Origin of the sequence: Streptomyces sp. NPDC015346 (assembly GCF_043078785.1) — a bacterium.
GTDB lineage: Bacteria > Actinomycetota > Actinomycetes > Streptomycetales > Streptomycetaceae > Streptomyces.
The window spans coordinates 477,776-502,613 of sequence record NZ_JBIBTW010000005.1; the positions used below are offsets into that span (position 1 = coordinate 477,776).

General features: G+C 72.6%; 20 protein-coding genes. 11 read left to right on the plus strand and 9 right to left on the minus strand.

What is annotated here, in order from left to right:
• The first annotated feature begins 16 nt into the window (after nucleotides 1–16).
• Nucleotides 17–835 carry a 2-amino-3,7-dideoxy-D-threo-hept-6-ulosonate synthase gene (locus tag ACF06X_RS21185; protein WP_392288801.1) on the plus strand — a complete coding sequence of 273 codons (819 nt, stop codon included), beginning with the start codon at nucleotides 17–19 and terminating at the stop codon, nucleotides 833–835.
• Nucleotides 836–872: 37 nt separating this feature from the next.
• Nucleotides 873–1,982: a 3-dehydroquinate synthase II family protein gene (locus ACF06X_RS21190; RefSeq protein WP_392288802.1), complete on the plus strand. Its 1,110-nt coding sequence runs from the start codon at nucleotides 873–875 to the stop codon at nucleotides 1,980–1,982.
• 85 nt (nucleotides 1,983–2,067) lie between these two features.
• Here ACF06X_RS21190 and ACF06X_RS21195 read toward each other — a convergent pair whose 3' ends face one another.
• The 6 genes from ACF06X_RS21195 to ACF06X_RS21220 form a co-directional block, all read right to left on the minus strand.
• Nucleotides 2,068–3,129: a methyltransferase gene (locus tag ACF06X_RS21195; protein WP_392288803.1), complete on the minus strand. Its 1,062-nt coding sequence runs from the start codon at nucleotides 3,127–3,129 to the stop codon at nucleotides 2,068–2,070.
• Nucleotides 3,126–5,042: a class I adenylate-forming enzyme family protein gene (locus ACF06X_RS21200; protein ID WP_392288804.1), complete on the minus strand. Its 1,917-nt coding sequence runs from the start codon at nucleotides 5,040–5,042 to the stop codon at nucleotides 3,126–3,128. Before ACF06X_RS21200 ends, ACF06X_RS21195 begins: the two co-directional genes overlap by 4 nt.
• A 36-nt stretch (nucleotides 5,043–5,078) precedes the next feature.
• A complete protein-coding gene (locus ACF06X_RS21205; protein ID WP_392288805.1) occupies nucleotides 5,079–5,441 on the minus strand; it encodes a VOC family protein in 363 nt (120 codons plus the stop codon).
• A gap of 196 nt (nucleotides 5,442–5,637) precedes the next feature.
• A complete protein-coding gene (locus ACF06X_RS21210; protein WP_392288806.1) occupies nucleotides 5,638–8,472 on the minus strand; it encodes an AAA family ATPase in 2,835 nt (944 codons plus the stop codon).
• 229 nt (nucleotides 8,473–8,701) lie between these two features.
• Nucleotides 8,702–9,016, minus strand: a complete 315-nt coding sequence (locus ACF06X_RS21215; RefSeq protein WP_158990409.1) for a multidrug efflux SMR transporter — start codon at nucleotides 9,014–9,016, stop codon at nucleotides 8,702–8,704.
• Between the two features lie 43 nt (nucleotides 9,017–9,059).
• Nucleotides 9,060–9,800 carry an SDR family NAD(P)-dependent oxidoreductase gene (locus tag ACF06X_RS21220; RefSeq protein WP_392288807.1) on the minus strand — a complete coding sequence of 247 codons (741 nt, stop codon included), beginning with the start codon at nucleotides 9,798–9,800 and terminating at the stop codon, nucleotides 9,060–9,062.
• Between the two features lie 104 nt (nucleotides 9,801–9,904).
• Between ACF06X_RS21220 and ACF06X_RS21225 the strand changes: the two genes are divergently transcribed.
• The gene (locus tag ACF06X_RS21225) at nucleotides 9,905–10,519 is read left to right on the plus strand and encodes a TetR/AcrR family transcriptional regulator (protein WP_392288808.1); all 615 of its coding nucleotides are present in this window, start codon (nucleotides 9,905–9,907) and stop codon (nucleotides 10,517–10,519) included.
• Between the two features lie 108 nt (nucleotides 10,520–10,627).
• On the opposite strand, the gene ACF06X_RS21230 is transcribed toward ACF06X_RS21225, so the two are convergent.
• Nucleotides 10,628–12,169 carry a M4 family metallopeptidase gene (locus ACF06X_RS21230; RefSeq protein WP_392289035.1) on the minus strand — a complete coding sequence of 514 codons (1,542 nt, stop codon included), beginning with the start codon at nucleotides 12,167–12,169 and terminating at the stop codon, nucleotides 10,628–10,630.
• A gap of 253 nt (nucleotides 12,170–12,422) precedes the next feature.
• Between ACF06X_RS21230 and ACF06X_RS21235 the strand changes: the two genes are divergently transcribed.
• On the plus strand, nucleotides 12,423–13,238 hold the full coding sequence (locus tag ACF06X_RS21235; protein WP_392288809.1) for a hypothetical protein: 816 nt from the start codon (nucleotides 12,423–12,425) through the stop codon (nucleotides 13,236–13,238).
• Nucleotides 13,239–13,293: 55 nt separating this feature from the next.
• Here the strand turns inward: ACF06X_RS21235 and ACF06X_RS21240 are convergent, their stop codons facing one another.
• Nucleotides 13,294–14,412, minus strand: a complete 1,119-nt coding sequence (locus ACF06X_RS21240; RefSeq protein ID WP_392288810.1) for a Ku protein — start codon at nucleotides 14,410–14,412, stop codon at nucleotides 13,294–13,296.
• Between the two features lie 58 nt (nucleotides 14,413–14,470).
• On the opposite strand from ACF06X_RS21240, the gene ligD reads away from it, so the two are divergent.
• From ligD to ACF06X_RS21275, 7 genes are all read left to right on the plus strand, one after another.
• Complete coding sequence (gene ligD / locus ACF06X_RS21245) at nucleotides 14,471–15,355, plus strand: non-homologous end-joining DNA ligase (protein WP_392288811.1); 885 nt, start codon at nucleotides 14,471–14,473, stop codon at nucleotides 15,353–15,355.
• Nucleotides 15,352–16,266: an ATP-dependent DNA ligase gene (locus ACF06X_RS21250; protein WP_392288812.1), complete on the plus strand. Its 915-nt coding sequence runs from the start codon at nucleotides 15,352–15,354 to the stop codon at nucleotides 16,264–16,266. Before ligD ends, ACF06X_RS21250 begins: the two co-directional genes overlap by 4 nt.
• 200 nt (nucleotides 16,267–16,466) lie before the next feature.
• The gene (locus ACF06X_RS21255) at nucleotides 16,467–18,584 is read left to right on the plus strand and encodes a HEAT repeat domain-containing protein (protein WP_392289036.1); all 2,118 of its coding nucleotides are present in this window, start codon (nucleotides 16,467–16,469) and stop codon (nucleotides 18,582–18,584) included.
• 141 nt (nucleotides 18,585–18,725) lie between these two features.
• On the plus strand, nucleotides 18,726–19,532 hold the full coding sequence (locus tag ACF06X_RS21260; protein WP_392288813.1) for a hypothetical protein: 807 nt from the start codon (nucleotides 18,726–18,728) through the stop codon (nucleotides 19,530–19,532).
• Nucleotides 19,529–20,818: an ATP-binding protein gene (locus ACF06X_RS21265; RefSeq protein WP_392288814.1), complete on the plus strand. Its 1,290-nt coding sequence runs from the start codon at nucleotides 19,529–19,531 to the stop codon at nucleotides 20,816–20,818. The genes ACF06X_RS21260 and ACF06X_RS21265 overlap by 4 nt, the downstream gene beginning before the upstream one ends.
• A 56-nt stretch (nucleotides 20,819–20,874) precedes the next feature.
• Nucleotides 20,875–22,254, plus strand: a complete 1,380-nt coding sequence (locus ACF06X_RS21270; RefSeq protein ID WP_392288815.1) for an FtsW/RodA/SpoVE family cell cycle protein — start codon at nucleotides 20,875–20,877, stop codon at nucleotides 22,252–22,254.
• Nucleotides 22,251–23,717 carry a penicillin-binding transpeptidase domain-containing protein gene (locus ACF06X_RS21275; protein WP_392288816.1) on the plus strand — a complete coding sequence of 489 codons (1,467 nt, stop codon included), beginning with the start codon at nucleotides 22,251–22,253 and terminating at the stop codon, nucleotides 23,715–23,717. Before ACF06X_RS21270 ends, ACF06X_RS21275 begins: the two co-directional genes overlap by 4 nt.
• A gap of 7 nt (nucleotides 23,718–23,724) precedes the next feature.
• Here the strand turns inward: ACF06X_RS21275 and ACF06X_RS21280 are convergent, their stop codons facing one another.
• Nucleotides 23,725–24,837 (minus strand): ferritin-like domain-containing protein, encoded by a 1,113-nt coding sequence (locus ACF06X_RS21280; protein ID WP_392288817.1) that lies wholly within the window; start codon nucleotides 24,835–24,837, stop codon nucleotides 23,725–23,727.
• Nucleotide 24,838: the final 1 nt, after the last annotated feature.

Sequence of the window (24,838 nt, forward strand, 5' to 3'; positions counted from 1 at the left end):
CAGAAGGAGAAGCCGCATGACGCAGAATCGATCGTTCGGTGCGCGATTACGCGCCCGCAAGCTCTACCGGCACGCGCCGGACCGTCTGCTGGTCGTGCCCCTCGACCACTCCGTCACCGACGGGCCCATCGTCCCCGCCGCCGAACTGAACCGTCTGGTCGGGCAGTTGGCGGGCAACGGGGTGGACGGGGTGGTGCTGCACAAGGGGACGCTGCGCCAGTTGGACCCCGAGCCCTTCACCCGGACCTCGCTGATCGTGCACCTGAGCGTGAGCACCGTGCACGCCCCGGATCCGGACGCCAAGTACCTCGTCAGCGATGTGGAGAGCGCGCTGCGGCTCGGCGCGGACGCGGTCAGCGTCCACGTCAACGTGGGCTCGGCCGGCGAGGCCCGGCAGATCGCCGACATGGCCGCCGTCGCCGACGCCTGCGACCGGTGGAACGTACCGCTGCTCGCGATGATGTACCCGCGCGGTCCCGAGATCGCCGATCCCCGGGACACCGCCCTGGTCACACACGTGGCCACGCTCGCCGCCGATCTGGGGGCGGACCTGGTCAAGGTGCCCTGCCCGCGCACGATGGCCGGCCTCGCCGACGTGGTACGGGCCTGCCCGGTGCCGGTCCTGGTCGCCGGCGGGCAGCCCGCGGCCACCACCGACGAGCTTCTCGACCATGTGGCCGCCGTCCTCGACACGGGAGCCACCGGCCTCGCCATGGGCCGCAACATCTTCCAGTCCTCCGAGCCGGGCAAGCGCGCCCGCCGGGTCGCGGACCTGGTGCACGTCCCGCGGGGTGTGCCCGCCGCTCCCGCACTGCTCACCGCCAACCCCGCCTGAACGCCCGAACGCCCGAGAGATCCAGAGGAAGAGGAACATGAAGCTCTGCTGGCTCGATCTGCGCACGAAGAACGAACTGACCCCGGCGATCCTGGAAGAGGCGGTGCACCAGCGGATCGACGGCGTGGTCGCGTCCTCCGTCGAGGACCTGGCGGGCCTGCCGCCCACCGTGAAGAAGGTGCTCTTCCCGCGCGGCGCGGCGCTTCCGGAGGACTTCGGCGGGGCGGACGTGGTCGTCGTGGACCCGGCCGAGCACGGTGACCCGGCGGTGCTGGCCGCCCGCCACCCCGAGGTCGAGTTCGGCCGGTACGTGGAGATCGTGGACGCCGAGACGCTGGAGGAGGCGTGCCGTTCGGCCGCCACCGACAGGTGGAGCGTGCTGTGGTTCCGCGACCCGACGAAGATCCCGCTGGAGATCGTCATCGCGGCCGGCAAGGCGGCGAAGGGCACCGGCAGCCTCGTCACCATCGCGCGGGACGTCGAGGAGGCCGAGATCATCTTCGGGGTCCTGGAGCTGGGTTCGGACGGCGTGATGCTGGCGCCGGAGCGGGTCGGCGACGCGACCGGTCTGAAGGCGGCGGCCGTCTCCCGGACGCCCGACCTGGAGATGGTGGAGCTGACCGTCACCGGCAGCACCCACATCGGCATGGGCGAGCGGGCGTGCGTCGACACCGTCACGCACTTCCGTCAGGACGAGGGCATCCTGGTCGGCTCGCACTCCAAGGGCATGATCCTGTGTGTCAGCGAGACCCACCCGCTGCCGTACATGCCGACGCGGCCGTTCCGGGTGAACGCCGGCGCCATCCACTCGTACACGTTGTCCCAGAACTCGCGGACGCACTACCTCAGCGAGCTGAAGGCCGGCAGCAAGGTGCTGGCCGTGGACGTGAAGGGTCAGACCCGGCTCGTGGCGGTGGGCAGGGTGAAGATCGAGAGCCGGCCGCTGCTTTCGGTGGACGCGGTGGCGCCCGACGGGACGACGGTCAACCTGATCCTTCAGGACGACTGGCACGTACGGGTCCTCGGCCCGGGCGGCGTGGTGCACAACAGCACGGAGCTGAAGCCGGGCGACGTCGTCCTCGGCTACCTGCCGACCGCCGACCGGCACGTGGGCTACCCGATCGAGGAGTTCTGCCTGGAGAAGTAGGAACCGGGCCTGGAGAAGCAGGAACCGGGTGTACGAAGCCGGCCCGCCGCGGGAGGTCCGCGGCGGGCCGGCTTCGTACCGTCTTCTAGGCGGGGACGGCCACGATGACGCTCGTGGACGACCGGGTGTGACGGATCTCCTTGAGCCGGAAGCCGGCCTTGTCGAAGAGGTCGACGAACTCCGGCTCGGTCCGCAGGTGCCCGGTGAGCAGCGACAGCATCACGATGTCCTCGAACTTGCCGAAGTGCGGGGTGTCGCCCTCCGGGATCACCTCGTCGATGACGATCAGCTGCCCCGAGTCGCCCATCGCGCGGCGGATGTTGTGCAGCAGGGTGACGGCGTCGCCGTCGTCCCAGTCGTGGATGGTCCAGGACACCACATACGTGTCACCGCCCTCCGGGACGGAGGTCAGGAAGTCGCCCCCGACGCACTCGGCGCGGTCCGCGACGCCCAGCTCGGCCAGGACGGCCTCGGCCTCCGGGACCACGCGGGGCAGGTCGTAGGCGACCGCGGTCATCCGCGGGTAGCGCTGGAGCAGGGCGCCCACGAGCCGGCCCCGGCCCGCGCCGACGTCCACGAGACGGCGGACGTCGGAGAGGTCGTAGACGTCCAGGACACCGGAGTTGACCATCACCGACATGCTGCTCATGGCGCTGTTGAACACCGCCGCGAGCTCGGGACGGGCGGCGAAGTACGTCCACCAGTCGGTGCCGTGCACCTCGTCGAAGGACGGCTTGCCGGTCCGCAGGCTGTGCGCGAGCGCCCCGAACGACCGCTGCCGCTCGGGCATCCCGACGTACCGCGCCAGGTCGCGCATCGAGCCGGGCACGTCGCCGCGGAGCGTCGCCGCGAGCGGGGTGAGACCGAAGGTCCTCGGCTCGACCTCGGTGAAGACGCCGACGCTCGCGAGCGCCCGCAGGCCCCGGTAGAGCGCCCCGGGATCGGTCCCGGTCCGCTCGGCGATCTCGTCGATGTGCCGCACCTCGTCGCCGATGGCGTCGGCGACGCCCAGTTCGGCGACGGCGACGAGGAGTTGGCTGACCAGGGAGCTGTAGAGCATCTCGTACATCCGGACCGGCGCCGGCACGTCGCCGGGCAGCCGGGTGCCCGGCAGTTCGGGGCCGCCGGGGTGATGGGGTGCCGTCATGGGCTGTTCTCCTCCGTGTCCGGCGTGGGTCGGATCAGGACGTCGGCGAAGTGCTCGCGCAGGCTGCGCTTGAGCACCTTGCCGGTGGCTCCGGTCGGGAAGTGCTCCGGTTCGGTGGCGAGCACGGCGCCGCCGAGGGCGGGCAGCCCCTTCGCGCGCAGCGCCGTGTTGAGCCGCTCCAGCAGGTCGCCCGGTGCGTTCGCGCCCGGGCGGAGCCGGACGGTGGCGAACGGGGCCTGCATTCCGCCCGGCTCCGGGGCGTTGACGGCGACGACCGCGCAGTCGGCCACCTCGGGGCAGCCGGTCATGACGGCCTCCTCCATGGGAAGGCTGTAGACCGGTCCCCGGGCGGTGTGGATGACGTCGGGCACGCGGTCCACGTGGAAGAACCGTCCGTCGCGGTCCTGGTAGACGATGTCGCCGGTGAGCCAGTAGCCGGAGACGGAGGACTTCTGGGTGAGTCCGGTGTCCCCCCAGTAACCGGCGGTCCTGGTGGGGGTCTTCACCCCGAGCCGGCCCGGTCGGCCGGGGCCGAGGATCCGGCCGTCGTCGTCGAGGACGACGGCCCGTTCCACCACCCGTACGGGTGTGCCGACGCAGCGGTCGTAGTCCTGCTGCTCCGGCTCGCTGACCTTGCGGAACAGCGCCATCCCCATCTCGGAGGAGCCGAGGCCGTCGACGAACCGCGAGCCGGGGCGGTCGCCGTACCGGGAGCCGAGCCGGGTGGCGAGCCGGGAGCCCAGCCGGGAACCGAGTCCGGAGCCCAGTCCGAAGCCGAGCCCGGAACTCAACCTTGAGCCGAGTCCGGAGCCGAGCCTTGAGGCGATTCCGACCGGCCCGGCGACGGCGGCCGGGCGGACCGGGCGGCGGCCGTGCCGGATCAGCTCCTTGATGTGCGCCTCGTGGGCGGAGTCACCGGTGTTGATCCAGGTGTGGACGTCGCCGACGGCCGAGGGCGACAGGTCGAGCGTGGCCAGTTCCGCCCAGGTCTGGGGGAACGCCACCACGATCGTGGGCCGGAACCAGCGGGCCGCGTCGTGCACGGCCTCCCCCGAGCTGTCGGCCATGACCAGCGTGGGCAGGCCGAGCAGGGTCGCCGTCATCAGATAGCTGATGCCCGCGGAGTGGGTCTGTGGGAGCGCGGTGAGCATTCGGTTGCTCGCCGCGTCGGGGAAGCTGAGCAGCCGGTGGCGCTTGCCGAGGAAGAACTGCCGGTGCCCGAAGGTGACCGCCTTCGGCGGTCCGGTCGTGCCGGAGGTGTGGCAGAGCATGACCAGGTCGTCGTCGCCGTGCCGGTACGGGAAGAGCCCGGGCAGCGTGGGCCGGGCGGGCCGCCGGCGCGGGAACGCGTCCAGCTCCTTCTCGAACGCCAGGTTCTTCGGCAGTGCGCCGGAGGCCCGCAGCCGTTCCAGCCCGTCGGCGGTGGCGACCACCCCGACCACGCCGACCCGGCCCAGATAGTCGGCCGCGACCTCGGGCCTCATCCGGCCGTTGACCAGCGCGGCGATGGCACCCAGGGAGCTGAGCGCCAGGAAGTGCAGGAAGGCGTCGACGCCCTCGCCGGCGTAGACGCCGACGGGGTCGCCCTTCGTGACGCCCGCCCGGTGGTACCAGGAGGCGTAGGCGTCCCGTAGCTCGGTGAGCCGGTCGAGGCTGAGCCGCTCGAGCTCCTCCTCGCCCTCTTCTCCCCCGCCGCCCGGATCACCCGCCGCGCCGCCGCCCCCGGCACCGGGACCGCCCGCGCGCTGCGCGAGCAGGAACGGTGCCGAAGGGGCGGGGCTCACGGCGCGGGCGTGGTCGAGGAAGCTGCCGACCCCGAGGGCGGGGTCGGCCAGGAGCCGGAGTCGGGCGCGCAGCGGCATCCGTGCGGCCGGCGCGAGACCCATGCTGATGACACCCGTGTTGTCGCGCATGCGTTCCTTTCCGCTTCGGGGACCGGTCGGATCGGATCAGCCCTCGTAGACGGTCAGCTCGTACCCGTCGGGGTCCTTGAACTGGAACTCACGGCCGCAGAAGCCGTCGCACGGCGGCTTGGTGATGGTCACGCCCTGCTCGGCCACGATCTTGGCGAGACCGTCGGGGTCCTCCGCCTTGATCCAGAGCACGACGCCCCAGCCGAGCTCGGGTACGGAGTCGAGGTCGATGGTGGCCTGCCGCAGCGCCAGCTTGATGGGCGCGGTGTCGAGAACGGCGGCGGTGGGGACCTTGGAATCGGTCTCCTTGAAGCCGACGACGTCGGTGTAGAAGCGGCGGGACCGCTCGACGTCACGCACCTGGAGGGTGAGGAAGTTGGGGCCGATCGCGTTCGTCATGAGATGCCTCTCCACGGGCCTGTGGGCCAACGGGCTTTCGACGGGCCCCAGTCTGTGTGCGGGCCACGGGCCGAGGCATCACGTGTTCTCGTGAACTCGACGGAACCTGGGAACTCCCCTGGACTCGCTTACGGCGGAAAGCTCCCGGGTGTGCGGGATGACATTCCGCCGTACGAGAGGAGTGAGCGTCAGACCGTCAGACGGTCTCGTCGAGGGCCAGCGCCTCATGGGTCAGGACCTGGCGGGTCAGCTCGACGCGGCTCGTCACGCCCAGCTTGGTGAAGCTGTGCCGCAGATGGCTGTCGACGGTGTGCCGGGACAGGAAGAGCTTCTCCGCGACCTCCCGGTTGGTCAGTCCCTCGGCCACGAGCCGTACGACGCGCAGCTCGGACGGCGTCAGCTGGTCCCAGCGCGCCCGCGGGCCGCCGGCCGGGTCGGCGGCGCGGTCCCTGACCCTGGCGCGGGCGGCCACCCGGTCGGGAGCCCGGTCGCGTACCCGTGGTGCGGGCCGCGGGCCGAGTGAGCGCAGCGTCTTGCGCACCCGCAGGGCGTCGCCGCGGGCGCCGTGTGTCGTGTACTGCCCGAGCGCCTCGTTCAGGAGCACCACCGCGGCGCTCCGGCCACCGTGGTGCTCCTCCGCCATGGCGAGGTCCTCGGTGGCGGCGGCGAGGGCGAGCGGCCGGGGGCCGGACCGGTAGTGCGCCACGGCGGTACGCAGCCGGTCCACGTCGTTGCGGAGCACGCCCTCGGCGTGGGCCGCGGCGGCGACGGCGGAGGTCACCGTGGGGTTGCGGGTCGCGACGAGGCGGGCGGCCTCGGCGACGGCGACGGCCCGGTCCGAGTCCCCGATGCGCAGCGCGGTACGGACCAGGCAGGCGCCCGCGTGCGGCTCCTTGGTGAGCAGCAGGGGCCGCCTGGGCAGTCCCGAGTACACGTGGGAGAGCGTGTCGATCGCGGTGTCCTGCTCCTCGGTGGCGCTCTGCAGCAGGGCGGTGACCCAGGCCAGGTCCTCGAGGGCGGCTCCCGTGGCGCTCGCCGCGAGCGGGTCGGCGATGCCCACGTGGCGCCGGGCCAGGGACAGTTCGTTGCGGTGGATCGCCACCCGGGTGCGCAGGGCGAGCGGGCCCACGCCGAGCGAGGGCACGGCGAGCCGCTCGGCGATGCGTACGGCCGTGGCGGCCTCGGCGTCGGCCTCGTCGAGCCTGCCCGCGGCGAGCTTGAGCTCGGCCCGGTGGTAGTGCCACATCGGCAGGACCCAGCGCAGGGCGGCGTGGTCGGAGGGGTCGCACTCCTCGGCCAGGATCGCCTCCGCCTGGTCGAACTCGTCGGAGGCGGTGAGCGCGACGGCCAGCCAGAGCCGGTGGTGGCCGGTGTCGGCGCCGTGGGCGTGGCCGTGGTCGGAGGCGACGCGCAGGGCCTCTCGGGCGTGCGCGACGACCTGTCCGTGGCGGCCCTGGGCCCGGGCGGCGGAGTAGCGCACGGTCGTGCGGTAGACGAGGTCGGCGTACCGGCTCGCGTGCGGTGCCTCGGCGGCGCCGACGGGCCGGGCGCGGGGCGCACCGCCCATCGGGGCGGGCCGTTCGGCGTGGGTGCGCCAGCCGTCCGGATCACGGAGGCCGGTGGTGCCCATCAGGTGGACGGCGTCGGCCATCAGCTCGGGGTGGATGGGCTCCGCCCGCTCCTCGGCCCACGCGGACCAGGTGGCCCAGGCGTCCAGGTCCGCCCGTCCGGCCAGGTCCGCCCGTCCGGCCGGGTCCGCCCGGTCTGCTCGCTCGGCCCGGCCGGAGACGGCGGCCGGGGCGAAAGAGGCCTGCGAGGCCTGCGCGACCTGCGGAGTCGCCCCGGTCACGCCGGTCACGCCGGCCAGGCTGTGTGCGGTGCGCGGTGCCGTGAGTTCTGCGGTTCCGGCCGCCGCCGCCCGCCTCTGGCTGAGGATCAGGTGGTCGACGAACTCGGAGGCCGACCGTCCCTCGCGCCAGACGGCGGCCGCCGCCTCGCGGTGCAGCGCCGTGCGTACGGGTTCCGCGAGGCGGACGTACAGCGCTTGGCGGACGAGGGGGTGCCGGAAGGTGATCGTCGGCCCCTCCCCCACCAGGACGGAGGCGGCGATCAACTCGCCGATGACCGGCAGCAGTTCCACCGGGTTGCGGCCGAGGAGTCCGGCCGCCTCGTGGACGGAGAAGCTCGGTCCGAGGACGGCCACGGCGTCCAGCACCCGTCGGCTCTCGCCGGAGAGGTCGCGCAGATGGTGGTCGACGGCCCGCAGGAAGGAGGGGGCCGGTTCGGCGTCCACGAGGACGGCGACCGGGTCGCGTCCCTCGACTCGGATGCGGCCGTCGCTCAGGGAGGTGGCCAGGAGTTCCTTGAGCAGGTAGGGGTTGCCGCCGCTGCCCGCGGCGAGGACCAGCACCTCGTCGTCGGGCCGGGCGTCGAGGACGTGAGCGGCGAGCCGGGCGACGGCTTCCTGCGACAGGGCCGCCAGTTCATGGCGTACGGCCCCTTCCCGGATGAGCCAGTCGATGGTGTCCTGTGCGGTGTCTCGCACCCGTACCGGCACGCGGGTCAGCAGCCAGAGGACCGGTACGGATCGGGAGGCGCCGATCAGACCGCGCAGCGCCGCCGCGGTCAGGTCGTCGACGAGGTGTGCGTCGTCCAGCGCCACGAGCAGCGGCTGGGAGCGGGTGGTGCGCCGGAGGAAGTCGGCGATGACGTCGACGGGGGCGAGCGGGTCGTAGTCCTGACGGCCCGTGAGCGGGATGAGGAACCGGGGCGGAACGGTGTCGCGCAGAAGCCGGCGCAGCGTGCTGAACGGCACCCGCCGGTCCAATTGCGCCGCTTTGCCGAAGGTCACGGAGAAACCGGCGTTCGCCGCGCTCTCCACGGCCGCCCGTAACGATTCGCTCTTTCCCACACCCGCGGAACCCTCGAGAACGAGACAGTTTCCCTTCCCTGACGACGTACGTTCGACGGCTCGGCGTATCTCGTAGAGTGTGGTCTCCCTACCCAGTAACACGGGCGTGGCGGAGCGCATTTCATCCCCCCGTAACGTAGAGCCCAAGAGGTCGAGTCAGCATGAAGTAAAGCGGATTCGAGCGTGGAACGGCGGGGGAGCCTCTCGGCTGGCGGGATTCCGATGGTGGGTGAAAATCCCCCGTGCGCGGTCTTCTCTTTTCTCTTGCGGCATGCGTGCGCATCCAGGTCCTCCATCGCGGGAGGAGGACCTGGATGCGGTCGTCGCGCGCGCCGGGCTCAGGGTCTCGTCATGCCTCCAGAAGCCGCAGCCCGACGACTCCGCCGATGATCGCCACGATGCAGGCGATCCGGGCGGCTGACGCGGTCTCGCCGGTGACGAGGCCCGCGACGACCACGCCCGCGGCCCCGATGCCGACCCAGACCGCGTAGCCCGTGCCCACCGGCACGTCGCGCAGCGCGAAGGTGAGCAGCACGAAGCTGAGGGCGGAGAAGAAGATGCCGATGACGCTCGGCCACAGCCTGGTGAAGCCGTTCGACTCCTTGAGCGCCAGGGCCCATACGATCTCCAGGAGACCGGCCAGCGTCAGGATCGCCCATGCCATCGCGCCCGCCTTCGCTCTCGTGTCGCTCGCCGCACCGGCCTGGTCAGGCGGCGTAGCCACCGTCGACCGCCAGTGACGTCCCGGTGATCCACTGGGCGTCCGGACCCGCGAGGAAGGCCACGGCCCCCGCGGTGTCGGCGCCCGCGCCGAGCCTCTTGGCGGCGGTCCGCTGACGCTCCTCCTCGGCCTCCTCCGTGCCGTCGGGGTTCATGTCGGTGACCGTCGGGCCGGGGTCGACGATGTTGGCGGTGATGCCCTGCGGCGCCACGTCGTGGGCGAGGCCCTTGGTGAAGCCGATGAGGGCCGACTTGCTCATGGCGTACAGCGTCACGTCGGGCACCGGCACGCGGTTGGCCCAGCAGCTGCCGACGCTGATGATCCTGCCGCCCTCCCCCATGTGCCGCAGGGCGGCCTGGGTGGAGAGGAAGACGGCGCGCACATGGATGGCGAGCGTCCGGTCGATCTCTTCCAGGGTCACGTCCCCGATCGGGCCGTACGGGAAGATGCCGGCGTTGTTGACCAGGATGTCGATACGGCCGAACTCGGCCGCCGCCCGCTCGACCGACTCGACGACCGCCGCCGGGTCTGCGCTGTCGGCCTGGAGGGCCAGCCCCTTGCGGCCTAAGGCCTCGATGGACTTGACGACTTCCCGTGCCTTGTCCGCGGCGCTGACGTAGGTCAGCGCGACGTCCGCTCCCTCCTGGGCCAGCCGGAGGGCGATCGCGGCTCCTATCCCGCGGCTTCCCCCTGTCACCAGTGCCACCTTGCCATCAAGCTGAGGCATGTCGCTCCATTCGCGTCTCGCGTTAAACTATTTTTGGGCTGGACGATCCAGAAGTACTTAACAGCCCTTGCTTCGCACGGTCAAGGAAATTCTGAGGAGATGTCATGTCCGAACGGGGGAGGCCGCGCGCGTTCGATCGCACGGCGGCGCTGCGGCGTGCGATGGAGACGTTCTGGGAGCTGGGCTACGAAGGCACCAGGCTGACCGACCTGACCGAAGCCATGGGCATCAACTCCGCCAGCCTCTACAACACCTTCGGTTCCAAGGAGCAGTTGTTCCGCGAGGCGGTGGCCTTCTACAACGACACGACCGGCTCGGCGACGAGCCGGGCGCTGCGCGAGGCGCCGACGGCGCGGGCGGCGGTGGAGGCGATGCTGCGCGGCAACATCGACACGTTCGCCGACCCCGGGACGCCGAGCGGCTGCATGATCGTGCTGGCGGCGACGAACTGCGGCACCCAGAACCGGCCGGTCGCCGAGCACTTGACCTGGTGGCGCAGGTCCACGGTGGCGGATCTGGAGGAGCGCCTCGAAAGGGCGCTGGAGGAGGGCGAGTTGGCGCCGGGCACCGACGTCCGGAGCGTCGCCGCCTTCTACGCGACGATCCTGCACGGCATGTCGATCGAGTCGCGGGACGGGGTGTCCCCGGAGCGGCTCTCCTCGACGGTGGACTATGCGATGGCGATGTGGGACTCGCTGGTCTCCCGGTCCAGGGTGTGAGGGCACACCCGTAGCGGGCCGGTACGGCGAAGGGCCGTGCGGCGGGGTGCCGCACGGCCCCGGGGGGCTGCGCCCGGTGATCACTTCACGTCGATCACTTCACGTCGATCACTTCACGTTGATCGCGTTCCAGGCCGAGGCCACCGCCGCCCGCTCGGCGCTCCCCGCGCCGTAGAGGTCGCCGGCCGCCTGGAGGGTGGCCGTGCGCGCGCCCGCGTAGTCCGTGGACGAGGTCATGTACGTGGACAGCGCCTTGTACCAGATCCTGTACGCCTTGACCCGGCCGATCCCGGTGACGGGGACACCGTCGTAGGTCGGCGAGTCGTAGCTGACGCCGTTGATCGTCTTGGCGCCGCTGCCCTCGGAGAGCAGGTAGAAGAAGTGGTTCGCCGGGCCGGAGGAGTAGTGGACGTCCAGGCGGCCGAGGTTGCGGTCCCAGTAGTCACGGGAGTTGCCGTCGCGGCTCGGCTTGTCCATGTACCGCAGCGGGGTGCCGTTGCCGCGGATGTCGATCTTCTCGCCGATGAGGTAGTCGCCCGCGTCGGACGCGTTGTTCGCGAAGAACTCGACCGAGGTGCCGAGGATGTCCGAGGTGGCCTCGTTGAGGCCGCCGGACTCGCGGCTGTAGCGCAGCCCCGCCGTGGCGGAGGTCAGGCCGTGGGTCATCTCGTGCCCGGCCACGTCGATCGAGGTGAGCGGCTTGGCGTTGCCCGCGCCGTCGCCGTACGTCATGCAGAAGCACTGGTCGGACCAGAAGGCGTTGACGTACGCGTTGCCGTAGTGGACGCGGGAGTGGGCGGCGACACCGTCGCCGCGGATGCCGTTGCGGCCCAGCTCGTTCTTGTAGAAGTCCCAGGTGAGGGCGGCGCCGTAGTGGGCGTCGACGGCGGCGGTCTGGCGGTTGAGGGGGGTGCCGTCGCCCCAGACGTCGTCGGCGTCGGTGAAGAGCGTCCCGGTGCCGCTGGTGGCGCCGTTCAGGTCGTACGTCTTGTGGCCGCCGCGGGCGGTGTCGGTCAGCGTGTACGAGGGGGCGGTGCCGAGGGTGACGTCGCCGGCGTACTGGCTGTGGCCGGAGCCGGTCTCGATGGCCTCGTAGGCGTACAGCTCCTTGCCGGTGGCGGCGTCGGTGACGACGTGGCGCTCGCTCGGGGTGCCGTCGGCCTGGACGCCGGTGACGACGGTCTCCCAGGCGAGGGTGGGCTTTCCGGTGGCCGCCCAGATCACCTTGCGGGCGCTCGACGCGGTGGCGTCCTTCGCCTCGGCGGAGGCGACCGCGGACTTCTTCGCGGTGTCCGCGGAGACGGCGGCGGCCGTGCCGGGCACGGATATCCGGGCGCCGGTCGCCTTGGTGGTGGAGCGGGCGCCGTTCTTCTTCTGGTGCACGACGAGGTCGCCGCCGAGGACGGGGATCCCCTCGTAGGTGCGCTCGTAGCGGGTGTGGACGGTGCCGTCGGCGTCCTTGACGACGTCCCGGACGACGAGCTTCTCCTGGCCCGACAGGCCGATCGCCCTGGCGGTGGCGGCGGCATCGGCCTGTGCGCCCTTGATCGCGGCGGCGCGCTCGCCGGCGGAGAGCACGAGCGCGGTGGCGCCGGCCTCACGGTCGGTGGCGGCGCCGGCCGTTCCGCCCTGGACGCCGACGACGACCATGGCGGCCGAGGCGAGCAGGGCGGCGGCGCGGACGGTGGTGCGCGCCGAGGGGCGGTGGTGCGAGGACTGCAGGCGGGTCACGCGGGCTCCTTCGCTGATGCTGTGGGGGGTGACGCGGCAGCGAGAGTGCCAGCGATCCGGCCTTTTTGACAGGTCTGCAACAAGGATTTGACCATCAGTTGTCCGGAGGACGAAGAGTGGAGTCCGTTATGCGACCGATTCGGCCCACCGAGGAGCCTGGTTGGATACCGGCATGGGCACCCTTCTGTACGTCACCGACCTCGGCTATCAGGCGCGCGGACGCCGCTACTGCGACGAGGACATCTGGCTGAGCGGCCGGCTGCGCGAGGAGTTCGACGTCGCGCTCTGCCACCCGCTGGACGCCGTCGCGCTGATGGACCGCTTCGACGCCGTCGTCGTCCGCAACAGCGGGCCCGTCCTCCACTACCGGGAGGCGTACGACGCGTTCCGCGCCGCCGCCCGCGACAAGGACATACGCGTCTTCAACTCCCTTTCGGGCAAGGGGGACATGGCGGGGAAGGCCTATCTGCTCGACCTGTCGAGGGAGGGATTTCCGGTCATTCCCACGGCCGGGCGACGCGAGGAGTTCGCGCTGCTGCCCGAGGCCGACGCGTACGTCGTGAAACCGCTCCTCGGCGCCGACTCGGTCGGCCTGCGGTTCGTGGGACGGGAGCGGCTGGCGGACGTGGACCCCGCCGGCATGCTCGTACAGCCCCGCATTCCCTTCGCGTACGAGGTGTCCTTCTATTTCGTCGGGCGGGACTTCCAGTACGCGCTGTACGCGCCGGACCCCGAGGCGCGCTGGGTGCTCACGCCGTACGAACCGACGGCCGCGGACCTGGAGTTCGCCCGGCGGTTCGTGGACTGGAACGACCTGCCGTACGGCATCCAGCGCGTCGACGCCTGCCGGGCGCCGGACGGGGAGCTGCTGCTCGTGGAGCTGGAGGACCTCAATCCGTACCTCTCGCTCGACCTGGTGGGCGAGGAGGAGCGGGAGGCGTTCGTGGCGGCGATGAAGCGCTCACTGCGGGAGCTGCTGGGGACATAGACGACCGCCCGGCCCGCGGGCGGGCCGGGCGGTCCGGGCGGGCCGGCAGCCGGAACTACGCCGAACGCTTGCGGGGAGTGGTCTTCTTCGCCGTCGTCTTCTTCTCGGCGGTCTTCTCGCCCTTCTCTGCCTTCTCGGCCTTCTCGGCCTTTCCGGCGGTCTTCTTGGCAGCCGTCCCCTTGGCGGCCGACTTCTTCGCCGTCGACTTGGTGGCCGGGGACTTGGAGGCCGCCTTGCCGCCCGTCGCGGTCTTCGCCGTCGACTTCCGGGCCGGGGCCGCCGTCTTCTTCGCCGCCGTTCTCGCCGTGGACTTCTTCGCCTCGGTCTCCTTCGGCGTGCGCGCCGCCGCCTCGCGGGGCTTGAGCTCGGTCACCCCCGCCACGCCCGCCTCCCCGCGCGCCTCCTTCGCCGCGCGGACGCTGTTCTCGAGGGCCGCCATCAGGTCGATGACCCTGCCGCCGCCCTCCTCGGCGGGCTCCGGGGGCGCCACCGCCTCGCCGCCCTCCGCCTTGGCGGCGATCATCTCCTCGACCGCCTCCCGGTAGTCGTCGTGCAGGGTGCTGATGTCGACGTCGCCGAGCGTGGCCATCAGGGCGTCCGCCAGGTCGAGTTCGGCCTCGCGGACCGAGACGGGGGTCTCCGGGGCCACCCCCTCGGGGGCGCGGATCTCGTCCGGCCAGAGCAGCCCGTGCATGGCGATGACGTCGTCCACGACCCGGAGCATCCCGAGCCGCTCCCGCCCCCGCAGCGCGTACTTGGCGACGGCCACCTTGTCGCTGCGCTTGAGGGCCTCGCGCAGCAGGGTGTACGGCTTGGCGGCCGGTACGCCGTTCGCCGAGAGGTAGTACGCGGCGTCCATCTGGAGCGGGTCGATCTCCGAGGCCGGCACGAAGGCGACGATCTCGATCGTCTTCGCCGTCGGCAGCGGCAGCGAGGCCAGGTCCTCGTCGGTGATCGGGATCATGGTCCCGTCGGCGTCCTCGTAGGCCTTGCCGATCTCCGCCTGGGAGACCTCCTCGCCGTCCAGCTCGCACACCTTGCGGTAGCGGATGCGTCCGCCGTCCTCGGTGTGGATCTGGCGGAAGGACACGGACCGGCTCTCGGTGGCGTTCACCAGCTTGATCGGGATGCTGACAAGACCGAAGGAAATGGCGCCGTTCCAGATGGACCGCACGTTTCATCCCTTTCGCCGAGATTGCACGGATATGCCGGATTCGTGGGATTCTCATCGTATGACGCCGATCACAGAGGTGGAGGGGCGGCGCCTGGCGCTCAGCAATCTGGACAAGGTCCTCCACCCGGCCACCGGGACCACCAAGGGCGAGCTGCTGCACTACTACGCCACCGTCGGGGCCGTGTTCCTCCCCCATCTGCGTGACCGCCCGGTGTCCTTCCTGCGCTATCCGGACGGTCCCGAGGGACAGCTCTTCTTCACGAAGAACCCCCCGCCCGGCACACCCGCCTGGGTGACGACCACGCCCGTCCCCCGCTCCGACGAGCCCCGCGCCCGGCAGGTGGTGGTCCAGGACCTGCCCTCGCTGATGTGGGCGGCGAACCTGGTCGTGGAGTTCCACACGCCGCAGTGGCGGAGCGACTCCCCCGCCGTCGCCGACCGGCTCGTCCTCGACCTCGACCCCGGGCCCCCGGCGACCGTCGTGGAGTGCTGCCTGGTGGCGCGCTGGCTGCGCGAGCGGCTGGCGGACGACGGCCTGGAGGCCTTCGCCAAGACCTCCGGGGCCAAGGGCCTGCACCTGCTCGTACCGCTGGAGCCGACCCCGTCCGAGGAGGTGTCGGCGTACGCCAAGCGGCTCGCCGTCGAGGCGGAGGCGGACCACCCCGGCCTGATCGTGCACCGGATGGCCAAGGCGCTGCGGCCCGGGAAGGTCTTCGTCGACCACAGCCAGAACGCCGCCGCCAAGACCACCGCCACGCCCTACACGCTGCGCGCCCGGCCGCTGCCCACCGTCTCCGCGCCCGTCACCTGGGAGGAGGTCGAGGAGTGCGACGACCCGCGGCGGCTGGTCCTCCTGATGGACGACATCGCGCCACGTCTGGAGCGGTACGGGGATCTGCTCGCCCCCCTCTTCGACCCGGACCGGGCCGGGACCCTGCCGTGATCGCCGTGATCCCGCCGGCGCTCGACCCGCCCCTGAAGGTCGCCCTCGCCCACTCCGTCGCCACGCTGCCGCGCGGCCCCGGGCTCGCCTACGAGCCGAAGTTCGACGGCCACCGGGTGGTGATCTTCCGGTACGAAGGGGAGCGGGTCGTCCTCCAGGCCCGCTCCGGGCGGATCGTCACCTCCGCCTTCCCCGACCTGGCGACGGCGGCGCGCGGCCTCCCGGAGGGGGTGGTCCTGGACGGGGAGGTGGTGGTGTGGACCGGCGGGAAGACCGACTTCGCCGCCGTCCAGGCGCGCGCGGCGGCCACCCCGGCGCGGGCGCCCGCCCTGGCGCGCCGGCTGCCCGCCTCGTACGCCGCCTTCGACCTGCTGGCGGAGGGCGGCCGCGATCTGCGGCCGCTGCGCTACGAGCGGCGGCGCGAAAGGCTGGTCGCGGTGCTCGGGCCGCTGGGCCCGCCGCTGCAGCCGGTGCCGATGACCACCGACCCGGAGGTGGCCGCCCTCTGGTTCGAGACGCTGACCGGGAGCGGGCTCGAGGGTCTGGTGGTCAAGCGGCTCGACCAGGCCTATCGCGGCGGCACGCGCGCGTGGCGCAAGCTACGGCACACCGACACCCGGGAGGCCGCCGTCGTCGGCTTCACCGGGAGCGCCCAGCGGCCGGACGCCCTGGTCCTCGTGCTGCCGGACGACGACACACCCGTGGTCTCCCGCCCGCTGGCCCCCGGACTCCGGATGCGGGCGGGGGCGGAGCTGGGCGGTCTGACGGAGGGCAGCGGGGTCGCCATGGCGGTCGGCAAGGGCGAGGTGGAGTACCGGAAGGTGCCGGCGGGGATCGTCCTGGCGGAGGTGGCCCAGGGCACGACCCGGCACGCCCTGGTGACCGTCGAACGGCTCCGCACGACCGAGTGACCCGGCCGCGCGATGCGCCCGTGCCTCGGCGAGTGAACCCCGGTCTGTCGTCAAGTCGGCGCGCTGCTCCGGCAGATGGCGCAAAGCGTGCGCCCCGTGAGCCCTTCGCGGACCGCGTCCGGTCAGCGGGTCCTGGTTGACGGTGCGGTGGTGCACACTTGCTGCCTGGTACAGCGCTCACGGGGAAGGCGGCGGCCGGCATGCTGACGGGGATCGAGGAGGTCGACTGGGCCTCGCTGGGCCATGCGTACGGACCCGCGGACGATGTGCCGGGGCTGCTGCACGGGCTCGCCTCGCCCGATCCGGCCGAGCGGGAGATCGCCCTCGACGGCATGTACGGAGCGGTGCACCACCAGGGCGATGTGTACGACTCGACGCTCGCCTGCATCCCCTTCCTCCTGGAACTCGTCGCCGACCCGAAGGTCCAGGACCGCGGCGGCATCATCGAGTTGCTGACCAGCATCGGCGGCATCGACCTCAGCGGCGACGACGCCCTGGACGAACTCGACCCGGACGACGAGGAGTTCATCCCGGCGGCGAACTACGCCATGGCCGCCGCCGCCGTCGCCGCCGGTGCCGACGTCTTCCTCGGCCTGGTGGACGACCCGGACCCCGAGGTGCGGCTCGCGGCCCCGTGCGCGCTGGCCTCGCTGCACCCCGAGCCGGCGCGGGTGCTCACCCTGCTGCGGGAGCGGCTGACGGTGGAGTGCGACACGGAGGTACGGCTGGCCCTGGTGGAGGCGGTCGGGCGGATCGCGCGGCGGCACGCCTCCCTGCGGGAGGAGACCGTCGACTGGCTCGGCTGGCTCACGCGCGCGGCCCAGGCGCCGGGGCTCCGGCTGGCGGCCCTCGCCCAGCTGGCCCGCTGCGCGCCCGGCGAGGTTCCGGACGACGTCGTCGAGCGGGTGACGGAGCTGCTCGACGCGGTGCGGACCGCGCCGCCCGAGCCGGCCGCCGCCGAGAACGCCCGGCCGTCCACGCCCACCCTGATCGGGCAGGTCCGCGAGCTGTTCGAAGAGCACGCGGACGGCCGGCCGACCCCGTGGACGGACGAGCTGATGCGGACCCTGCACACCGCGCTCGACGATCGGGTCGAGGACCGGATCGCGCTGATCCTGGCCCAGCTGCGCTCCCCCGACCGCTCCCAGCGCTCGGACGCCATCTGGCTCTGCGGCGGTCTGATACGGGTCTGGCGCGGCCGGTACGACGAGGTGGTGCGGCTGATCGGGGCGCAGCTCGCCGACCCCGAGCCCCGGCTCCGTGAGGCCGCCGCCTCGTTCCTGGAGCGGCTCTTCGAACTGGCCGCCCCCGCGACCGACGCCCTCGCGGCCCGGCTCGCCGCCGGACCCGGGGAGCCGCTGGGCCGGGGCGGTCCGCCGGGCCAGGGCGGGCCGGGGGCGCGGGCCGGGCGCGCCGGGGCACTGCTCGCGCTCGCCCGCTCCGGGGACGCGCGGGCGATCCCGCTGCTGGCCCGCGCCCTCGACGAGCCCGAGGTGCGCCGCGACCTGCTGTACGCGGTCGGCGCGCTCGGCCCGGCCGCGGTCCCGCTCGCCCCCGTGCTGCGCCGCCGGCTCGCCCGGGTCGACCTGGACGAGCGGCTCTACGACCACGCGGCGCCGCTGCTCTCCGCCCTGACCTCGATCCGGGGCGTCCAGGCCCTTCCCGAGGTGCTGCGGGTGCTACGCGGCGCGCCGCCGAACCGGCGGGACTGGGTGCAGGAGGCGGCGCTGCGCGCCCTCGCCGCCTTCGGTCCGGCGGCCCGGGCGGCGACACCGGATCTGCGGGCGCTGCTCGACGGCGGTTCTGCCACGGTGTCGACGAAGGCGGGGCTCGCGCTGTGGACGGTGGAGGGCGACCGCGAGGCGGTGCTGCCGGCCCTCGAAGACTGGCTGCGGCCGGGCGCCTCCGATCCCGACTGGTGCGCGGCGGCCGTGGCGCTGGGTGAGATCGGCCCGGCGGCGGCCCGCAGCGCGCCCGCCCTGCGGCCGGGCCTGGCGGCGCGGGACCTGTGGGTGCGGGTGCGGAGCGCGTCGGCCCTGTGGCGGGTGTCCGGGGACGTCGGATCGACGCTCCCGGTGCTCGTCTCGGCCTGGGAGGAGAACCGGCACGCGCGCGTGGACATCGCGGAGTGTCTGGCGGAGATGGGCCCGGCGGCGGCCGAGGCGGAGTGGATGATCCGTACGGAACTGGCCCGCCGGCGCCGCCACAACGTGCACGAGAACGCCTCGGGCAGCCATGACATCCACGAGGACGAGAAGCTGCTGACGCTCTGCCGCGCGGCCCTCGACCGCATGGAGCGGGGCCGGGGCCGCCCGTAGGGGTGCGGACGGCACCGGGGTGGACCGGGTGGACCCGGGTGGACAAAACGGACTTCCCTGTGACTCTGGGAATAAGGTCTGGGGGAAGACCGACGGGAAGACCGACCGTCACCCGGCCCCCCGAACCCGCGAAGGAGCAGCGTGAGACCGCGCGGACTGCCGCTCGCCGCCGCCGTGGCCCTGGCCGCCGCCTCGGCGCTGCTCACGCTCACCGGCTGCGGCGGCGAGGGCGGCCTCGAGAGCGCGGGCGCCACGCCCCCCGCGGTCGGCCCGGTGCGCCTCTGGCCCGATCTGCCGCCCGCGAGCGCCCCACCGCTCGACTACGGCGAGACCGACACCGAGCGGGTCCCCGGGATCGCGGTCCCGGACGGTGACGTCCACCGGGTGGATCCGGTGGCCGTGGTCCAGGCCGAGGTGAGGGCCAGCCCCGACACGTACTCCGGCGGGGACGGCATGTACGAGGAGACGGCGCGGCGGATCGGCCGGTGCGGGGCCGAGCCGGGCGCGTGCCCGGTGATGAAGCCCTATTACCGCGATCTGACCGGCGACGGCCGCGACGAGCTGATCGTCGGCATCCGCATGCCCGAGCAGCAGGTCGGCGTGCGGGTCTATCTCGCCGAGAACGGCGGCCTCACCCGGATCATGTCCACCGTCGACCAGGTGCTCAGCGTGGATCTGGCGGGACGGGACCTGATCATGCGGGTCAGCTCGGCCGGCATCCCGGGGTACGAGTACCGCACCGCCTGGACCTGGGACGAGCGGCAGCACGCGATGCTGGCGACCCGCGACGAGATCATCCGCGTGAAGCCGCCGGGCCCCACGGCCTCCCCCGCACCCGCCTCCCCCGCGCCGTACTCGCCGCTGCCCGCCTCACCGGCGCCGGCCACGCCCGCGCCGGCCGCGCCGTCGCCCGCCTCCCCCGCGCCGTCCGGGGCGGGCCGCCCATGAGGCTCCGTCCGCCCGCCTGGACCGCGAGCCTCACCTGGAAGTCCGCGGTCTTCATCACCGTCATGTGCTGCGCCCTCGCGGCGCTGCTCGGCGTCCTCGTCCATGTCTCGGTGGCCGGGCGGACCGTGGCCGACTCCCGCGAGCGGGCGCTGACCCGGCTCACCGCGGCCGCCCGCGCCTACGAGGCGGGCGATCCGCTCCCCCGCTCCGCCGGGATCGACCCGGCGGGCCTGCCCGCCCCGCTGCGCGCGCTCGCCCTCAGGGGCGAGCGCGGCACGATGGTCGCCGAGCACGAGGGCCGGCCGGCCATGTGGGCGGCGGGTCCCGCCGACGGCCGGGCCCTCGCCGTACGGACGGACTGGTCGGCGAGCGCGCAGACCATCAGCGGGCTCGACCGGTCGATCGTGGGCTCCTCGGTCCTGGCCATCGGGGCGACCCTGCTGGTGGGCGCGTTCGCGGTCACCCGGGTCACCCGGCGGCTCCACCTGACCGCCCAGGTGGCCCGGCGGATCAGCGCGGGCGATCTCGACGCGCGCGTCGACGACCCCCGTACGAAGGACTCCTCGCGCCCGCTGGACGAGGTGGCCACGGTCTCCGGGGCGCTGGACACGATGGCCTCCTCGCTCCAGCGCAAGCTGCAGAGCGAGCAGCGCTTCACCGCCGATGTGGCGCACGAGCTGCGCACGCCGCTGACCGGTCTCTCGGCCGCCGCCGAGCTGCTGCCGGAGGGCCGGCCCTCGGAGTTGGTACGGGACCGGGTGAAGGCGATGCGCGCGCTGACCGAGGACCTGCTGGAGATCTCGCGGCTCGACGCCCGCAACGAGACGGTGGATCTGGCGGTGCACGACCTCGGCCCGCTCGCGAGCCGGGTGGTGCGGGCCTCGGGGACCGCGACAGAGGTCCGGATCGTGCGGGACGCCGCGGTCGAGACGGACCGGCGGCGCCTGGAGCGGGTGCTGGGCAATCTCGTCGCCAACGCGCACAAGCACGGCGCTCCGCCGGTGGTCCTGACCGTGGAGGGTCCGGTCGTGACCGTGCGGGACCACGGGGACGGCTTCCCCCGGTATCTGCTGGAGTCGGGGCCGCAGAGGTTCCGGACGGAGAGCGGCGGCAAGGGCCACGGCCTCGGCCTGACCATCGCGATGGGGCAGGCGGAGGTGATCGGCGCGGAGCTGGTCCTCGCCGACCCGGAGGACGGCGGGGGCGGGGCGCTGGCCCGGCTGACGCTTCCGGAGTACGTACGGTTCGCCGACGATCCCGATCCCCGGGAGGAACCGGCCCCCTGACGGCACACCGTCACACAAAAGGGACATAAGGCTTACTGCTTGCTACGTTGCGGACCATGACCGCAACGACGGCGGACGCGCCCCCGCCGGGGCTCCGCGTCCCGAAGCGCCGCGGCGTGGAACTCTCCCTCCTCCTCTGCGCCGTCCTCATCTCCGTCTTCGGCTATATGGACGTCGGCCTCGCGAGGACCGGCGCCGTGCCCCCGGACGCCGCCCGCTACGGCGCCGGTCTCGGCGCGCTCGCGCTCCTCGCCCATCTCGCCGTCCGCCTCCGCGCCCCCTACGCCGACCCGCTGCTGCTCCCCATCGCGGTCCTCCTCAACGGCCTCGGCCTGGTGCTGATCTACCGGCTCGACCTGGAGACGCCCGGGGACCGGGCCGCGCCCACCCAGCTGGTCTGGTCGACGCTCGGCGTGGCGCTCTTCATCACGGTCGTCGTCCTCCTGCGCGACCACCGCGTGCTGCAGCGATACGCCTATCTCTCCATGGCCACCGCCCTGTTCCTGATGCTGGTCCCGATCTTCTTCCCGGCCGTCAACGGGGCCAAGATCTGGATCCGGATCGGCGGACTCTCCTTCCAGCCGGGCGAGTTCGCCAAGATCCTGCTGGCCGTCTTCTTCGCCGCGTACCTCGCCGCCAACCGCCACGCGCTGGCGTACACCGGCCGCAGGATCTGGCGCCTGCAACTGCCCACCGGCCGGGTGCTCGGGCCGATCGCCGCGATCTGGCTGCTCAGCGTGGGGGTGCTGATCCTGGAGCGCGATCTGGGCACCTCGCTGCTCTTCTTCGGCCTCTTCGTGATCATGCTGTACGTGGCGACCGGCCGGACCGGATGGATCGCGGTCGGGCTGCTCCTGGCGGCCGTCGGGGCGTTCGCGGTCGGCTCGCTCGAACCACACGTCCACAGCCGGGTCGAGGACTGGCTGAACCCCTTCGCCTCGATCGAGGCGGGGGACGGCCCGGGCCAGCTCGCGCAGTCCCTCTTCTCCTTCGCCGCGGGCGGGATGCTCGGCACCGGGCTCGGGCTCGGGCACTCCGTCCTGATCGGCTTCGCGGCCAAGTCCGACTTCATCCTCGCGACGGCGGGCGAGGAGCTCGGCCTGGTGGGCCTGACCGCCCTCTTCCTGCTGTACGCGCTGCTCGTCGCCCGCGGTTACCGCTCGGGCCTCGCCCTGCGCGATCCCTTCGGGCGGCTGCTGGCGACCGGCCTCGCCTCGATCGTGGCGCTCCAGGTCTTCGTGATCGCCGGCGGGGTGATGGGCCTGATCCCGCTGACCGGCATGGCGATGCCGTTCCTGGCGCAGGGCGGGTCCTCCGTGGTCACCAACTGGATCATCGTGGCGCTGCTGATCCGGGTCAGCGACTCGGCCCGCGCCCCGCTTCCCGAACCGGCCGAGACCGGGATCGTCGCGCCGGTCACGCAGGACGTCCGGTGATCCCCTACATCCGGCGCGCGGCCGGGCTCTGCCTCGTCCTCCTGGCGGCGCTGCTGGTCAACGCGGCCCGCGTGATGGTCTTCGAGGCCGGGCCGCTGGACGAGAACCCGGCCAACCGGCGCCCCGCGATCGCCCGTTGGGGCCAGCCGCGCGGCGAGATCGTCGTCGACGGACGGCCGGTGACGGGGGCGCGGGACAGCGGCCAGCAGCTGCGCTTCGAACGCACCTACACCCAGGGCCCGTTGTACGCGCCGGTGACCGGCTACGCCTCGCAGACGTACGGCACCACACACCTGGAGCACGCCGAGGACGCGATCCTCTCCGGTACGGACCCGATGCTGGCGCCGCTGCCGTTCTGGAACGACGTCGTCCGGGGGCGGCGGCCGGGCGGGGACGCGGTGACCACGATCCGGGCGTCGATGCAGGAGGCGGCCTACCGCGGGCTCGGCGGCAAGCGCGGGGCGGTCGCGGCGATCGAGCCGTCGAGCGGGCGGATCCTGGCCCTGGTCAGCAGCCCTTCGTACGACCCGGGGGAGCTCTCGGGGACGGGGCGGGAGGTCAAGGACGCCTGGGCGCGGCTGAACTCCTCGCCGAACCAGCCGATGCTGAACCGGGCGATCCGGCAGACGTATCCGCCCGGCTCCACCTTCAAGATGGTGACGGCGGCGGCGGCCCTGGACGCGGGTGTGGTGACGGACGTCGACGCGCCGACCGTCACCCCGGACCCGTTCGTCCTGCCCGGCACCCGGCGGGTCCTGCCCAACGAGGCGACGGGGTGCCGCAACGCCTCGCTGGCGTACGCGGTCCAGTGGTCGTGCAACACGGTGATGGCCGGGCTCGGGGTGAAGATCGGGCTGACGGGGATGGTGGCGGCGGCGGAGCGGTTCGGGTTCGACGACCCGGGTCTGAAGGTGCCGTCGTGGGTGGCGAGGTCCAACTTCGACCGGGACATGAGCGCCGACCAGCTGGCGCTGTCGTCGATCGGTCAGTTCAACACGACGGCGACGCCGCTGCAGATGGCGATGGTGGCGGCGGCCGTCGCCAACAACGGCGAGATCGCCCACCCCTACCTCGTCGACCGCACGACGACCTCGGGCGGAACGACGGTGCACCGGACGGGCCGCAGCAGCTACCGCCAGGCCATGCGCCCCTCGACCGCGACGCAGCTCCAGCGGCTGATGGTCAGGGCGGTCGAGGAGGGCACGGGCGCGAACGCGGCGATCCCCGGGGCGACGGTCGGCGGCAAGACGGGCACGGCCCAGCACGGCCTCGGCAACACCGGGACTCCGTACGCCTGGTTCATCGCCTGGGCGCAGGCGGCGGACGCGGCCCAGCCAGCGGTCGCGGTGGCCGTCGTCATCGAGGACGCGGAGGCGAGCCGTACGGACATCAGTGGGGGCGGCAGCGCGGCGCCGATCGCGAAGGCGGTGATGGAGGAGGCCCTCCGGGCGGCGGCTCCCTGAGCTACGACTACGCCTCCGCCCCCGCCCCCTGCTCGATCGCCGCCGCGACCTCCGCCATCCGCTCCTTCTCCTCCGCCGCGAACCGCTCCTGGTCCAGCCGTTCGGCGACCTCCTCGTCCTGACGCATCAACAGGTCCAGGCTGGAGTCACCGAGGTCGAAGACGCCCATGTCCAGGTAGGCCTTCTGGAGGCGTTCGCCCCAGAGTCCGATGTCCTTCACGCACGGGACGATCCGGCTGAACAGCAGTTTGCGGAAGAGGTGCAGGAACTCGGAGCGCTCGGTCAGCTCCTCCGCCTCCTTCTTCGGGATGCCGAAGTTCTCCAGGACCTCGACCCCGCGCAGCCGGTCGCGCATCAGGTAGCAGCCCTCGATCACGAACTCCTCGCGCTCCCGCAGCTCCGCGTCGGACAGCTGTCGGTAGTAGTCCCGCAGCGCCATCCGGCCGAAGGCCACGTGCCGTGCCTCGTCCTGCATCACGTACGCCAGGATCTGCTGGGGCAGCGGCTTCTTCGTGGTGTCGCGGATCATGCCGAAGGCGGCGAGCGCGAGGCCCTCGATGAGCACCTGCATGCCGAGGTACGGCATGTCCCAGCGCGAGTCCCTGAGCGTGTCGCCGAGCAGGCTCTGGAGGCTGTCGTTGATCGGGTAGACCATCCCGATCTTTTCGTGCAGGAAGCGGCCGAAGATCTCCGCGTGCCGGGCCTCGTCCATCGTCTGGGTCGCCGAGTAGAACTTGGCGTCGAGGTCGGGCACGGACTCCACGATCCGGGCGGCGCAGATCATCGCGCCCTGCTCGCCGTGGAGGAACTGGCTGAACTGCCAGGAGGCGTAGTGCCTGCGCATCTCGCCCTTGTCCTTCTCGGTCATCCTGGCCCAGTGCCGGCTGCCGTAGACGTTCATCGCCTCGTCGGGGGTGCCGAGCGGGTCGTACGGGTCGACCTCCAGCTCCCAGTCGATGCGCTTCGCGCCGTCCCACTGCTTGTCCTTGCCCTTCTGGTAGAGCGCGAGGAGCCGGTCGCGGCCGTCCGCGTACTCCCAGTCGAAACGTGCCGATCCCGTCGACGGAATCGCCCAGACGGGGTCTCCCGGGGTCTTCGTGCAGAGGTCGCGCGTCGCCATC